Source organism: Serinicoccus sp. CUA-874 (assembly GCF_001942225.1).
Lineage (GTDB): Bacteria > Actinomycetota > Actinomycetes > Actinomycetales > Dermatophilaceae > Ornithinicoccus > Ornithinicoccus marinus.
The window spans coordinates 252,839-265,998 of record NZ_MKJZ01000011.1 but is presented as its reverse complement, the minus strand read 5'-3'; the positions used below and the strand labels follow the sequence as shown (position 1 = coordinate 265,998).

At 73.6% G+C, this 13,160-nt stretch carries 14 protein-coding genes and 1 pseudogene; 13 read left to right on the top strand and 2 right to left on the bottom strand.

What is annotated here, in order from left to right:
- The first annotated feature begins 258 nt into the window (after positions 1 to 258).
- From BJF80_RS04975 to BJF80_RS04930, 10 genes are all read left to right on the top strand, one after another.
- Positions 259 to 867, top strand: coding sequence for an RDD family protein (locus BJF80_RS04975; protein WP_075811784.1), 609 nt, complete (start codon positions 259 to 261; stop codon positions 865 to 867).
- A gap of 49 nt (positions 868 to 916) precedes the next feature.
- Entirely contained in the window at positions 917 to 1,933 is a 1,017-nt protein-coding gene (gene galE, locus BJF80_RS04970) for a UDP-glucose 4-epimerase GalE (RefSeq protein ID WP_075811782.1), read from the top strand.
- 103 nt (positions 1,934 to 2,036) lie between these two features.
- Entirely contained in the window at positions 2,037 to 2,426 is a 390-nt protein-coding gene (locus BJF80_RS04965; protein ID WP_022923264.1) for a BlaI/MecI/CopY family transcriptional regulator, read from the top strand.
- 12 nt (positions 2,427 to 2,438) lie between these two features.
- On the top strand, positions 2,439 to 3,296 hold the full coding sequence (locus BJF80_RS04960) for a M56 family metallopeptidase (protein ID WP_237767420.1): 858 nt from the start codon (positions 2,439 to 2,441) through the stop codon (positions 3,294 to 3,296).
- 85 nt (positions 3,297 to 3,381) lie between these two features.
- Entirely contained in the window at positions 3,382 to 4,845 is a 1,464-nt protein-coding gene (locus tag BJF80_RS04955) for a cytochrome ubiquinol oxidase subunit I (protein WP_075811780.1), read from the top strand.
- 15 nt (positions 4,846 to 4,860) lie between these two features.
- Positions 4,861 to 5,958, top strand: a complete 1,098-nt coding sequence (cydB, locus tag BJF80_RS04950) for a cytochrome d ubiquinol oxidase subunit II (RefSeq protein ID WP_075811778.1) — start codon at positions 4,861 to 4,863, stop codon at positions 5,956 to 5,958.
- 68 nt (positions 5,959 to 6,026) lie between these two features.
- Positions 6,027 to 7,079: an ABC transporter transmembrane domain-containing protein gene (locus tag BJF80_RS04945; protein WP_075811776.1), complete on the top strand. Its 1,053-nt coding sequence runs from the start codon at positions 6,027 to 6,029 to the stop codon at positions 7,077 to 7,079.
- Between the two features lie 32 nt (positions 7,080 to 7,111).
- The gene (locus BJF80_RS19750; RefSeq protein WP_269087373.1) at positions 7,112 to 9,205 is read left to right on the top strand and encodes an ABC transporter ATP-binding protein/permease; all 2,094 of its coding nucleotides are present in this window, start codon (positions 7,112 to 7,114) and stop codon (positions 9,203 to 9,205) included.
- Positions 9,145 to 9,480 carry an ATP-binding cassette domain-containing protein gene (locus BJF80_RS21030; protein ID WP_075811772.1) on the top strand — a complete coding sequence of 112 codons (336 nt, stop codon included), beginning with the start codon at positions 9,145 to 9,147 and terminating at the stop codon, positions 9,478 to 9,480. The genes BJF80_RS19750 and BJF80_RS21030 overlap by 61 nt, the downstream gene beginning before the upstream one ends.
- 10 nt (positions 9,481 to 9,490) lie before the next feature.
- Complete coding sequence (locus BJF80_RS04930; RefSeq protein ID WP_075811770.1) at positions 9,491 to 9,829, top strand: hypothetical protein; 339 nt, start codon at positions 9,491 to 9,493, stop codon at positions 9,827 to 9,829.
- A 16-nt stretch (positions 9,830 to 9,845) separates the two neighbouring features.
- Here the strand turns inward: BJF80_RS04930 and BJF80_RS04925 are convergent, their stop codons facing one another.
- A complete protein-coding gene (locus BJF80_RS04925; RefSeq protein ID WP_022923270.1) occupies positions 9,846 to 10,430 on the bottom strand; it encodes a hypothetical protein in 585 nt (194 codons plus the stop codon).
- Complete coding sequence (locus BJF80_RS04920; protein WP_143553979.1) at positions 10,427 to 10,675, bottom strand: hypothetical protein; 249 nt, start codon at positions 10,673 to 10,675, stop codon at positions 10,427 to 10,429. Before BJF80_RS04920 ends, BJF80_RS04925 begins: the two co-directional genes overlap by 4 nt.
- Positions 10,676 to 10,767: 92 nt before the next feature.
- On the opposite strand from BJF80_RS04920, the pseudogene purB reads away from it, so the two are divergent.
- The 3 genes and pseudogenes from purB (at position 10,768) to BJF80_RS04905 (ending at position 13,148) form a co-directional block, all read left to right on the top strand.
- Positions 10,768 to 12,238 (top strand): annotated as a pseudogene (purB, locus tag BJF80_RS04915) (adenylosuccinate lyase).
- Positions 12,235 to 12,600: a barstar family protein gene (locus tag BJF80_RS04910; RefSeq protein ID WP_075811766.1), complete on the top strand. Its 366-nt coding sequence runs from the start codon at positions 12,235 to 12,237 to the stop codon at positions 12,598 to 12,600. Before purB ends, BJF80_RS04910 begins: the two are co-directional and overlap by 4 nt.
- A complete protein-coding gene (locus BJF80_RS04905; RefSeq protein ID WP_075811764.1) occupies positions 12,597 to 13,148 on the top strand; it encodes a guanyl-specific ribonuclease in 552 nt (183 codons plus the stop codon). Before BJF80_RS04910 ends, BJF80_RS04905 begins: the two co-directional genes overlap by 4 nt.
- Positions 13,149 to 13,160: the final 12 nt, after the last annotated feature.

The window sequence follows — 13,160 nt, the reverse complement described above, 5'->3', positions numbered from 1 at the left end:
GCGAATCGTCGCCGGGGCGGCACGTTCCCGGTCAGCCTGCCTCCGTTCCTGCGGTCGACGGCGCCCCGGACCCGAACTACGGTCGTGGCCACAGGCGATGCAGGAGCCGGGGCGAGGAGTGATCGTGCAGGGACAGGAGCAACCGTTGGACCAGCCGCAGGGCGAGGGTCTTCTCGGACGACCGTTGGGCGGGTCGACCGGTCGAACGTCCGGGACCGTACTCCCGGCGACCGACCGGCGCAGGGCAGAGGAGACACCATGAGCTGGGCACCGCCGCCACCGGACCGCGACCGCGAGCGCGACCACCTCACCGGCCCCACCGACGCCGCGCCGTGGAGCACTCCCCCGATCCCGGCCTGGTCGCCGACGTCGGCCTACGGCCAGCCCGAGGACACGCCGCCCACCCGGCCGGCACCGCCGCCGCAGCTGCGCTACGCCGACTGGGGTGAGCGGGTCGCCGCGACGCTGCTCGACTGGTGCCTCCTCTTCGGGGTCCTCGTCGTCCTGGGTGTGGTCGGCGGCATCGTCGAGCCGCTCGAGGACCTCGCCGGGTTCGCCTGGCTCGCCTCGCTCGGCTACCTCGCCTGGCTCAACGGCGCGAAGGGGCAGTCGCCCGGCAAGGCGCTGCTCGGCCTCAAGGTCGTCCGCGAGGCCGACGGGTCGCCGCTGGGCGGCTTCGTGGGCCTCGTGCGCGGCGGGCTCCTGGGCCTGCTCAGCCTCTTCACCGTCGGCATCTTCTTCCTCGTCAGCGTGCTGTGGCCGTTCCGCGACCCGAAGCAGCGCGCGGTGCACGACCTCGTCGTGAGCGCCGTGGCGGTCTCCGGCTACCCGAAGGCCCCGGTCAGTCCGCGCCTGCTCAAGCCCTGACCCCGGCGTCCGGGCGGTCGCGCGCCCGGGATCTGACAGCATGAGCGGTATGCGCGTCCTCGTCACCGGCGGTGCCGGATACATCGGGTCCCACACCGTCATCGCCCTGGCCAGGGCCGGGCACGAGGTCGTCGTCGTCGACGACTTCTCCAACAGCAAGCCCTCGGTGACCCCGCGCCTGGAGGAGCTGGCGGGCATACCCGTCCCGGTGCACGCCTTCGACCTCGCCGACGGCGACAAGCTCGACTCGCTGCTCGGGCAGGAGTCCTTCGACGCAGTGATCCACTTCGCGGCGTTCAAGGCGGTCGGCGAGTCGGTGGAGAAGCCGATCGACTACTACCGCAACAACATCGGCGCGACGCTGCGGCTCGTGGAGGCGATGGTCACCCGGGACGTGCCCTACCTCGTCTTCTCCTCCAGCGCCACGGTCTACGGCGAGGACGCGCCGGTGCCGATGACCGAGGGGCTGCCGACGTCGGCGACCAACCCCTACGGCTGGACCAAGGTCATGAACGAGCAGATCCTGCGCGACGTGACCCACGCCTACCCGCAGCTCAAGGTCGCGCTGCTGCGCTACTTCAACCCGGTCGGTGCACACCCCTCGGGGCGCATCGGCGAGGACCCGTCCGACATCCCCAACAACCTCATGCCCTTCATCGCCCAGGTCGCTGTCGGGCGGCGGGAGAAGCTCTCCGTCTTCGGCGACGACTACCCGACGGTCGACGGGACCGGCGTGCGCGACTACATCCACGTCGAGGACCTCGCCGAGGGGCACGTCGCGGCGCTGGAGTGGATCAGCACGCACGAGCGGCCGCTGTCGGTGTGGAACCTCGGCACCGGGCGCGGCACCTCGGTGCTCGAGCTGGTGTCGGCCTTCGAGCGCGCCAGCGGCCAGGAGATCCCCTACGAGATCGTGGCGCGGCGCGCCGGTGACATCGCCAGCTCGTATGCCGACCCCTCGCTCGCCCAGGCCGAGTTGGGCTGGCGGGCGAGCCGGTCGGTCGAGGACATGTGCGCCGACACCTGGCGGTGGCAACAGGCGAACCCGCAGGGCTACCCGGACTGAGGGCATACCGGTGCGGTCCGAGCACGCGTCCGGTGCAGCCTGAGCACGCGTCCGGTGCAGGAACGAGGGGTGGCGTCCAGGTTCGGGGCGTATCCTCGCGGACATGCCCCTTCGCAGCGCCTCCCTCGGTGACCTCGAGCGGGTGGTCATGGAGATCCTCTGGTCGGAGGGTCCGGACCTGTCCGTCCGGGATGTCATCGACCACCTGGCGCGGCGCGAGCACGACAAGGAGCTGGCCTACACCACTGTCATGACGGTGCTGGACCGGTTGGCCAAGAAGGGCGTAGCCGACCGCACCCGGGACGGGCGGGCCTGGCGCTACTCCGCCGCAGCCAGCCGGGAGGAGCTGGCGGCGACCGCGCTGCGCTCGGCCCTGGACACGGTGCAGGCCGACCGCACCGCGGCGATGCTGCACTTCCTCGACGACGCCAGCCCGGGCGAGCTCGACGACCTGCGCGCCGCCCTGGCCGAGGTCGAGCGCCGCCGCGCCTGACCGTACCCCGCCGTGACCGGCCCGCTGCTCACCGCGTCGGTCGTCCTCGCGGCGCTCGCGCTCGTCCTGCTCGCCCCGCGGGTGCTGCCCGCATGGACCGCCCTGCGCTCCATGCCGGGACCTGCCCTGCTGCTGTGGCAGTCGGTGAGCCTGGCCGGGGTGCTGTGCGCCCTGCTCGCCGCCCCGGTCGCGGTCCTCACCACCGGCCTGTCCCAGCCGCTGCTCCTCGGCCTCGCCCTGTCGCTCTCCGGTGTCATGCTCGTCCGGTTGCTCCTCTCGGGACACCGGGTCGGCACCGACCTGCGGCGCCGCCGTGCCCGACACCGCGAGCTGGTGGACCTCGTCGGAGAGCACCTCGCGGGCGACCCGGCCCGCGCCGCCTCCGGCATCGCCCGACCCGACGTCACCGTCCTGGCCCAGGGCAACCCCAGCGCCTACTGCCTCCCGGGCCGCGGCGACCGCATCGTCCTCACCAGCGCCGCCCTCGATCGGCTCGGGGAAGCCGAGCTGCGCGCCGTCCTGGCGCACGAGCAGGGGCACCTCGACGCACGCCACGACCTGCTGCTGGAGCTGTTCACCGTGCTGCACGAGGCGGTGCCCGAGCCGCTCCGGGTGCCCGCCGCCCTGGCCGAGGTGCATCTGCTGGCGGAGGCTCTGGCGGACCGGATCGCCGAGCAGCGCACCGGCCCGACCGACCTCGCCCGCGCGCTGGTCGCCATGGCCGCGACCGGCACGCCGGAGGTGACCGCTCGGGTTCGTCTGCTGGCGCACCCGCCGGCGCCCTGGCACACCCGCGTCGCCGTGACCCTCCTGGCGCTGGTGACGCTGGCGCTGCCCGCCGCCGTCGTGGGGTTTCTCACGTTCAGCTGAGCCGACCCCAGGGAGGTCGACCGGGACGACGCACCGTATGCTTTACGACGTCACGTAGTTCTCCCTCCCACCCCCAGAGGCTCCCGTGGAAGCACTCGATCTCGCCCGCTGGCAGTTCGGCATCACGACCGTCTACCACTACTTCTTCGTGCCGATCACGATCGGGCTGTCCCTGCTCGTCGCCATCATGCAGACGCAGTGGATGCGCACCCGCGACCCGCGGTGGCTGCGGCTGACGAAGTTCTACGGCAAGCTCTTCACCATCAACTTCGCGCTGGGCCTGGTCACCGGCATCGTCCAGGAGTTCCAGTTCGGGATGAACTGGTCGGACTACTCGCGCTTCGTCGGTGACATCTTCGGCGCCCCGCTCGCCATCGAGGCGCTGCTGGCCTTCTTCCTCGAGTCGACCTTCCTCGGCCTGTGGATCTTCGGGTGGGGCCGGATCCCGGAGAAGCTGCACGCCGCCGCGATCTGGCTGGTGCACATCGGGACGCTGCTGTCGGCCTACTTCATCCTGGCGGCCAACTCCTTCATGCAGAACCCGGTCGGCTACGAGCTCAACCCGGAGACCGGACGGGCCGAGCTCACCGACTTCCTGGCCGTGCTCAACAACCCGGTGCAGCTCGTCGCCTACCCGCACGTCGTCACCGCCGCCTACATGACCGGCGGCGGCTTCGTCCTCACCTTCGCGATGTGGCACCTGGCCCGGCAGGCGACCCCGGCGACGGACAAGCCGATGTACCGCAAGGCCGCCAAGCTCGGTGCGGTCACCGTCCTCGTCGCCTCGCTCGGCGTCATCGTCACCGGTGACGTGCAGGGCAAGGTGATGACCGAGGTGCAGCCCATGAAGATGGCCGCCGCCGAGGCGCTCTACGAGGACGTGCCCGAGGGTGAGGGCGCCCCCTTCTCGATCATCACCGTCGGCACCCTCGACGGCAGCGAGGAGGTCTGGGCGCTGACGGTGCCGAAGCTGCTGTCCTACCTGGCCACCGGCAGCCTCGAGGGCGCCGTCGAGGGCATCGACAACATCCAGGACCGCTACGAGCTCACCTACGCCGGGTCCGAGCTGACCGCCGCCGAGGACTACCGCCCGGTCATCCCGGTCACCTACTGGAGCTTCCGGCTCATGATGGGCCTGGGCTTCGCCGCCATGGCGATCGCCGCCGCCGTCCTGTGGGTGCTGCGCGGCCGGGGCAGCGAGACCGAGGAGACCCGGATGAGCCACCCGCTGTGGGCCTGGGCCGGGCTCGCGGTGCTGCTGCTGCCGCTGCTCGCCAACACCTTCGGGTGGGTGTTCACCGAGATGGGCCGCCAGCCCTGGCTGGTCATGGGCCTCATGACGACGCAGACTGGCGTCTCCCCGGGCACCACCGCGGGCGAGGTGCTGACCTCGATGACCGTCTTCACCCTCCTCTACGGCGCGCTCGCCGTCGTCGAGGTCGGCCTGCTGCTCCGCTACGGACGGGCCGGCGCCGAGCAGGTCCCCGAGGACGCGTCCTACGACCCCCGCACCCGCGACGACGACGACGCCTACGTCTTCACCTACTGAGTCAGGACGGACATCATGGAGCTCAGCACGATCTGGTTCATCCTCATCGCCGTCCTGTGGATCGGCTACTTCTGCCTCGAGGGCTTCGACTACGGCGTCGGCATGCTGCTGCCCGTCCTCGGCCGCGACGAGCCCGGGGCCGATGTGGCGCCCGCCGACGGTGTGACCGCGCATACCGGCGAGACGCGCAAGCGGCAGATGCTCTCGGCGATCGGCCCCTTCTGGGACGGCAACGAGGTGTGGCTGCTGACGGCCGGCGGCGCGATCTTCGCCGCCTTCCCCCACTGGTACGCCACCCTCTTCTCCGGGTTCTACCTCCCGCTGCTGCTCATCCTCGTGGGCCTCATCCTGCGCGGCATCGGGCTGGAGTACCGCGGCAAGGTCGACTCGGCCGCATGGCGCGCGCGGATGGACACGATGGTCGTCGTGGGGTCCTTCGTCCCCGCGCTGCTGTGGGGTGTCGCCTTCACCAACATCGTGCTCGGGGTGCCGATCGACGCCGAGATGGAGTATGTCGGCGGCTTCTGGAACCTCCTCGGACCGGTCGCGCTGCTCGGCGGGCTCACCACGCTCACCCTCTTCCTCACCCACGGCGCACTCTTCGTCGCGCTCAAGACCGACGGGCAGCTGCGCCACGACGCCCGCGCCCTGGCGATCCGGCTCGGTCTGGTCGCCGCGGTGCTGGCCGTGGCCTGGCTCGCGATCCTGCAGGCACGCAGCGGATCGGGTCTGTCATGGGCGGTCACCGGCATCGCCGCGGCCAGCCTCGTCGGGGGCCTACTGATGGCCGGCCGCGGTCGGGAGGGATGGGCCTTCACCGGCACCTTCGCCGCGATCGGGCTGGCCACCGCCTCGCTCTTCCTGGCGCTCTTCCCCGACGTGATGCCCTCCAGCCTGGACCCGGCGTGGTCGCTGACCACGCAGAACGCCAGCTCGAGCCAGAAGACGCTGGGCATCATGACCGTCGTCGCGCTGGTCTTCACCCCCATCATGCTGATCTACACCTCCTGGAGCTACTGGACCTTCCGCAAGCGGGTCTCGGGGCACCACATCCCGACGCAGGTGCACCACGCCGCCGTCGTGGAGGGCGACCAGGTCGGGGCGGGCCGCTGACGTGAGGCAGCGACGGCGGGCGTGGAGCCCCGTGCCCGCGCGCCCGCACGACCAGCGACACTGAGCCGGTGCGACCCTTCGACCCCGACCTGCTGCGGGCCCTCCCGGCGACCCGCGGCCCGGTGGCCTCGCTGTCCGTCGTCGGCGTCCTCTCGGGGGTCGTCGCGATCGCGCAGGCGGTGACCCTCGCCCTCGTCGTCGGCGCGGTGGTGCGGGGCGAGCGCGAGGAACTCACGGCATACCTCGGCTGGCTGGTCGCGCTGCTGGTGACGCGCGGGCTGCTCGCCGGCGCGGGCGAGCTGGTCGCCCGGCGCGCCGGGCTGCGCGTGGTCGGGATCGTGCGGGAGGCGCTGCTGCGGCACTGGCTGGCGCGGCCGGTGGAGGGGCGGCCGGGCACCGAGGTCGCGCTCACCCGCGCCACCGACGGGGTCTCCGCCCTCGAGCCGTATGTCGCCCGCTACCTCCCCGCGCTCGTCACCGCGGCCGTGGTGCCGGCGCTGGCGCTGGTCGCCCTCGTGGTGGTGGACCCGTGGAGCGCGCTCATCGTCGTGCTGACGCTGCCGCTGCTGCCGGTCTTCGCGGCGCTCATCGGCATGCATACGCGTGACGAGACGGCGCGGCGGTGGGGCGCGATGGAGCTGCTGGCCGGGCACTTCCTCGACGTGATGCGGGGCCTGCCGACGCTGGTGGCCTACGGGCGGGCGCGAGCGCAGGTGGACGTGGTGCGCGAGGTCGGGGAGCGGCACCGGCGGGCGAGCGTCGCCACGCTGCGGACGGCCTTCCTGTCGACGGCCGCGCTGGAGCTGCTGGCGACGATCTCGGTCGCGATGGTGGCAGTGGCGGTCGGGCTCCGGCTGGCGCACGGGGGGATGGACCTCGTCGTCGGGCTCACCGCGATCCTGCTGGCGCCCGAGGCGTACTGGCCGGTCCGCCGGGTCGCGCCGAGTTCCACAACGCCGCCGACGGGGCGCAGGTGCTGCAGGAGCTGGCCGACGACGGGGTGCTGGGGGAGGCCCGTCGTGCCCGTGGTGCCCGTCCGGCGACACCGGCCGGGCGGCCCATCGGGCTCGCCGAGGTCTCCTACGCCCACCCCGGCCGGGTCCGCACCCTGGACGGGCTGACCCTCACGACGTCGTCCGGGCCCGGCCTGACCGTGCTGACCGGGCCCAGCGGGGCCGGCAAGACGACGGTGCTGGAGCTGCTCGCGGGGCTGCGCACCCCCGCGTCCGGGACGGTCAGCGCCCCCGCGGCCCACCTGGCGACCCAGCGGCCGCTGCTGCTGCCGGGCACCGTGCGCGACAACCTCGCGACCGCCGCCCCGGACGCGACCGACGCCGCGATGACCGCGGCGCTGACCGAGGTCGGGCTGTGGGCGCAGCTGGCTGACCGGCACGGGCTGGACACCCGGCTCGGGGACGACGGGTTCGGCCTGTCGGCCGGTCAGCGGGCCCGGCTCGCCCTCGCCCGCGCCACCCTCTCCCCGGCGCCGCTGCTCCTGCTGGACGAGCCGACGGCCAACGTGGCGGTGGACGGCATACCCGTCCTGCACCAGGTCATCACCGGGCTCGCCCACACGCGTCGGCTCGTCGTCGTGACCCACGACTGCTACCTGGCCGCGCTCGCGGACGACCGGTGGCGCCTCGACGCCGCCGCTGCGGACCCGGCTCCGCAGGCCGGCCGTCCGACCGACCCGGCCGCGGCACCCCACCCGACCGGGGCTGACCAGGAGCCAGCCGACGGTCGCCGCCCCGGTGAGGTCGCGCCCCTGCGCACCCCGCGCGGTCGCCGCGGGCTGGCGCTGGCCTGCCTGCTGGGCGGTGCGTCGGTCGGCTGCGGGGTGGCGCTGACCGCGACCTCGGGGTGGCTCATCGTGCAGGCCTCGACCATGCCCGTCGTGCTGACCCTGCTCGTGGCGATCGTCGGGGTACGGGCGTTCGGCATCTTCCGGCCGGTGTTCCGCTACGCCGAGCGCGTGGTCAGCCACGACGTGGCCCTCGACGACCTGTCCCGGCGGCGGGCCGACCTCTACGCCGCTCTCATCCCGCTCACCCCCGCCCGGCTGGGGCGACGCAGCCGCGGACAGGTGCTCACCGCCGCCGCCCGGGACCTCGAGGACGTCGTCGACGAGCACGTGCGGGTGAGCGTGCCCGCCTGGTCCACCCTCCTCGCCACCCTCGTCGGGGCGGCCATCGCGGGCTGGCACCTGCCGATCGCGGGTCTCGTCGTGGCCGCCGGTGGTCTCCTCGTCGCCCTCCTCACCGTCCTCGGGTATGCCGTGGAGCGCCCCGCGCAGGACGCCGCCGTGGCGCAGCGCGGCGAGGTCCGGGACCGGGTCACCGCCCTGGTCGCGAACCTGCTCGCGGTCCAGGCCGTCGCCGGGACCGTGGGCGGGCATCGGGAGCTGGTCGCCCCGGTGCTGCAGGCGGAGGCGGCGCAGCGGCGCAGCGAGGCCCGGCTCACCCGGGCCCGGGCGGCCGGGCTCGCCGCCACGTGGGTGGTCGTGGCCGTCACCGCGACGCTCGTGGGCCTGCTCGCCTGGGGGGCGCGGGCGGAGGGGACGCTGAGCGGGCCCTACGCCGCGCTCGTGGCGCTGGTGCCGCTCGCGCTGGCCGACGCCTGGGCCGGCCTGCCCGAGGTGGCGGGCGCCCGGGCCCGCGCCCGGTCGGCGGCGGCACGCCTCGAGGCGCTCGTCGGTCAGGAGCCGGCCGTCGCCGGCCGGGGCACCACCCCGGTGCCACCCGCACCGCCCGTGCTGGAGTTGCGCGGGGCCTCGGCCCGGTGGGCGCCCCGGGCGGACGGTGCGGCCGGAGCGGCCGGGGACGGGGCGACCGGTGCCAGGCCCCCCGCCGGGTCCACGCTCCCCGACCTGCACCTGCTGGACCTCGTCGTGGAGCCGGGCGACCGCATCCGCCTCAGCGGACCCAACGGTGCCGGCAAGTCGACCGCCCTCGCCGTGCTGGCGCGCCACCTCGACCCGAGCGGCGGGGACTACCTGCTGGCCGGCGCGGACGCGGACACGGGCCAAGGGTGCCGGTGCGGTTCGGACGTGCGTGCCCTGGACCTGGAGCAGACCCGAGCGCTGCTGGCCGTCGTCGACGACGAGCCGCACGCCTTCGCCGGGTCGGTGCGCGCCAACCTCGCCCTGGCGGCGCCGGGCGCACCGACGAGCAGCTGCTGGCCGCCGTCGTGGCGGTCGACCTGGGTGGCTGGTTCGGCACACTGCCGCACGGTCTCGACACCCCGCTGACAGGGTTGTCCGGCGGTGAGCGCAGCCGGCTCGCGCTGGCCCGGGCGCTGCTCTCGGAGCGGCCGGTTGTGCTGCTCGACGAGCCGACGGCCCACCTCGACGACGCGACGGCGCAGCGGGCCCTGGGCGGCCTGTTGGACAGGGTGGGCGGTGGCCGGGCGGTCGTGCTCGTCAGCCACACCGCGCCGGTGACCGGACGCTGGACCGAGCACCGGGTCGGCCGGAGTGCCGCAGACGCAGCGGACGGCCGAGCGGTCCCGCAGCACATCGGCTAGGTTGCCGGTCATGGACACCTCGGCCATCGTCTGGATCGTCGTCATCGCCGTCGTCGTGGTGGCGGCGCTGGCCGCCTGGGCGGTCGTCGCGCGCAACAAGCGGCTGGCGGCCGCCCGCGAGGAGGCGGCCGGACTCCGCGAGAAGGCGCAGTCCGGCGAGTCCTACGCCCAGAGCGCCGAGGAGCGCGCCAAGGAGCTGCAGGGCAAGGCGCGCGAGGCCCAGCAGCACGCCGACAAGCTGCACCAGGAGGCTGAGGAGGCCACCCGCATCGCTCGCGAGCACCGCGACCGCGTCACCGGCGACTACGTGAGCGCCGACGAGATCGACCCGGACGCCAAGAAGCGCTGACCGCGGCGCCGGCAGCTCAGGACGCGTCGCCCACCGGGAGCCCGGTGTCCCGCACCAAGTAGAGCCACGGGAAGGCCCGCGCCCCCACCTGCCACCCCTCGGTGAGGTAGTGCCGGACGGGCCGGGTCCAGATCACCCGCCGGTGCTCCCACCGCGTGCCGGTCCGCACCATCCGGTGCCGGAACATCCCGGCCTCGACGGTGTGCCACCCCAGCTCGCCCGCGAGCTCCAGCTCGCCCATCTCGTCCACGGCGGTGACCGGGCCCAACCACCGCTGGTCCGCTCCATCGTCGTCCTCCTCCCCCGGCCCGGCGGACTCGCCGAACCGCTGCTGCGCACCCTGCCGGGACAGACCCAGCTCCGCCCCGAGCCGCGCCCAGCTCACGCCCGCACCGCGGGCCGAGCCGACCGCCTGCCGCAGCAACGCCGCCGTGCCCTCGTGGGCCTCGGCGCACCGCCGCACCAGCCGGAGGTGCTCCTCCGTCTCCAGCGTGCCACCGGCCACCGACACCTCTCCCCCGTCGCCGACGATCACCCTCCCCAGGGCGACGACGAGGTCCTCGTCCTCCTCCCGCGGCGCGCCCTGCGCCGGACCAGTCATCGCCCGTCCCGGCTCGGCAGCCAGTGCTGCTCCTCGTCGCCGTCACGACGGCGCCCCGGCCACCGCCCGCTCCCGACGAGGAAGGCGCCGAGGACCATGAGCGCCATGGTCGCGCCCTGGAAGAAGCCGTGCCAGAAGCCGCCGTCGATCAGCCGGGAGACGTAGTAGCTCACGAAGCCCGCGAGGATCACCGCCACCCCCGAGGTCATCCGGAAGGTGCGCATACGGTCCTGTGGTGTCGTCATGATGTCAACATAGTCTTGACGCCAAAGCCAGTCAACCCGAAGTTGACACCGACGATGCTTGGGCCGTCGCCACTGCCTGCCACAATGCCGGTATGCCGCTCCCCGCTGCCCGCACGCCGCTCGCCGAGCTCGCCCCCAGCATCGCCCTGGGTGCCCTGGACGGGAGGTACCGCGGCGCGGTCGCGCCGCTCGTGGACCACCTCTCCGAGGCGGCGCTGAACCGGGCGCGGCTGCACGTCGAGGTGGAGTGGCTGCTGCACCTCGTCGGGCACGACGTGGTGCCCGCGCCCCCGGCCTCTCGGCGCAGGAGCAGGAGGCCCTGCGGGCCCTGGTGGTCGACTTCGACGCCGACTCGATCGCTGAGCTGAAGGTCATCGAGGCCGAGACGGTGCACGACGTGAAGGCCATCGAGTACTTCCTGCGCGGTCGGCTCGTCGACCTACTGACCGGGTCGGACGCCGAGAGCGAGGGCGGGGGCGCGAGGGGACCTCCCGGGCCGAGGCGCTGGGGCAGCTCATCCACTTCGCCTGCACCAGCGAGGACATCAACAACACGTCGTACGCGCTCATGGTGCAGGGCGCGGTGCAGGAGGTCTGGCTGCCGCGGGCTCGCGCCCTGGTTGACCAGCTGTCGGCCATGGCGCACGAGCTCGCCGAGGTCCCGCTGCTCGCGCACACGCACGGGCAGCCGGCCACGCCGACGACGATGGGCAAGGAGCTGGCGGTGCTGGCGCACCGGCTGACGCGACAGCTGCGCCGGGTCGAGGGGGTGGCATACCTGGGCAAGCTCAACGGGGCCACCGGCACCTACGGGGCGCACGTCGAGGCGGTCCCGGGCGCGGACTGGCAGCAGATCAGCCGTTCCTTCGTCGAGCACCTCGGGCTGGAGTGGAACCCGCTCACCACCCAGATCGAGAGCCACGACTGGCAGGCCGAGCTCTACGCCGACGTCGCGCGCTTCCACCGCATCCTGCACAACCTGGCGACGGACATGTGGACCTACATCTCCCTGGGGTACTTCGCGCAGGTCCGCGGGCAAGGCACCGTGGGCTCGAGCACGATGCCGCACAAGGTCAACCCGATCCGCTTCGAGAACGCCGAGGCCAACCTGGAGGTCAGCAACGCGCTGCTCGACGTGCTCGCCACGACGCTGGTGACCAGCCGGCTGCAGCGCGACCTCACCGACTCCTCGATGCAGCGCAACATCGGCTCCGCCCTCGGGCACGGCCTCCTCGCGCTGGACAATGTGAGCCGCGGCCTGTCCGGGCTGGACGCCGTCCCGGAGGCCATGGCCGCCGACCTCGACCGCAACTGGGAGGTGCTCGCCGAGCCGATCCAGTCGGTCATGCGGGCGCTGGCCGCGCGGGGCGTGGAGGGGATGAGCAACCCCTACGAGCGGCTCAAGGAGCTGACCCGCGGGCGGCGGATCGGGCAGGCCGAGCTCGTGGACTTCGTCCGCGGCCTGGGGCTGCCGGAGGACGAGGAGGAGCGGCTGGTCGCGCTCACCCCGGCGACCTACGTCGGCCTGGCCCCCGAGCTCGTCGCCCACCTGGACCAGCGGTGATCATCCTCCCCGCCGAGCGCGCCGAGGACGCGCGCGCCCACTTCGCGCAGGCAGGGTATGCCGTCGCCGAGGTGACCACCCCGCGCGGCGGCGGTCTGCGCGAGACGCAGGCGCAGGTCGCCCAGGCGCTGCGGCTGCCGCCGACCGCGGCCACCAACCTCGACGCTCTCGCCGACGCGCTGCGCGACCTCGGGGAGGTCTGGGACGGGCAGGAGGTGGCCCTGCTCTGGGCGGACGCCGGTGCCCTCGCCGAGCGGGACGGGCGCGCCTGGTGGATCCTCTCGGAGATCCTCGACGACGCCGAGTCGCTGGCCGTGGTCGCCCTGGGGGCGCGCCGGGCCGAGGACGGGGAGCAGCCGTGAGGCTGTCGCGCCCCGTCGCCGCCGTGCTGCTCGTGCTCTGCGCCGTGCTCGTGCTCGTGCTGGCGCTCGGGCAGGGCGGCTGGACCGGCGACGAGGAGCCGTCCGAGGCGACCAACGCAGCGGCGAGGCCGACCGCGACGACGCCCGAGCCCACGTCCGACGGGCCCACGTCGGACGAGCCCACCCAGGAGGAGACCCCGGCGGGCGCAGCGGAGGGCGAGCCGGTCGGGACCGACACCCGCGACTGGGACGACGTCGACGCCTGCGCCGACGGCATACTCCCGGCCGAGCTGGACCCGGTCGTCGACGACATCGAGGCGGGCGGCCCCTACGACTACGGCAAGGACGGCTCGACCTTCCAGAACCGGGAGGGCTACCTGCCGGACGAGTCGTTCGACTACTACCAGGAGTTCACCGTCGAGACGCCCGGCCTCGGACACCGCGGTGCCAAACGCGTGGTGACCGGGGGCGGCGAGGTCGACCCCGAGGTCTGGTACTACACCGAGGACCACTACGCGAGCTTCTGCGAGTTCGCGCCGGTCGGCTGACGTCGAGAGGGA

What these genes read in the sequence shown, in the direction of transcription:
- BJF80_RS04925 (WP_022923270.1), bottom strand. Translation starts at nt 10,430, where the DNA reads ATGACTGGTCCGGCGCAGGGCGCGCCGCGGGAGGAGGACGAGGACCTC.
- cydB (WP_075811778.1), top strand. Translation starts at nt 4,861, where the DNA reads ATGGAGCTCAGCACGATCTGGTTCATCCTCATCGCCGTCCTGTGGATC.
- galE (WP_075811782.1), top strand. Translation starts at nt 917, where the DNA reads ATGCGCGTCCTCGTCACCGGCGGTGCCGGATACATCGGGTCCCACACC.
- BJF80_RS04930 (WP_075811770.1), top strand. Translation starts at nt 9,491, where the DNA reads ATGGACACCTCGGCCATCGTCTGGATCGTCGTCATCGCCGTCGTCGTG.
- BJF80_RS04920 (WP_143553979.1), bottom strand. Translation starts at nt 10,675, where the DNA reads ATGACGACACCACAGGACCGTATGCGCACCTTCCGGATGACCTCGGGG.
- BJF80_RS04965 (WP_022923264.1), top strand. Translation starts at nt 2,037, where the DNA reads ATGCCCCTTCGCAGCGCCTCCCTCGGTGACCTCGAGCGGGTGGTCATG.
- BJF80_RS04975 (WP_075811784.1), top strand. Translation starts at nt 259, where the DNA reads ATGAGCTGGGCACCGCCGCCACCGGACCGCGACCGCGAGCGCGACCAC.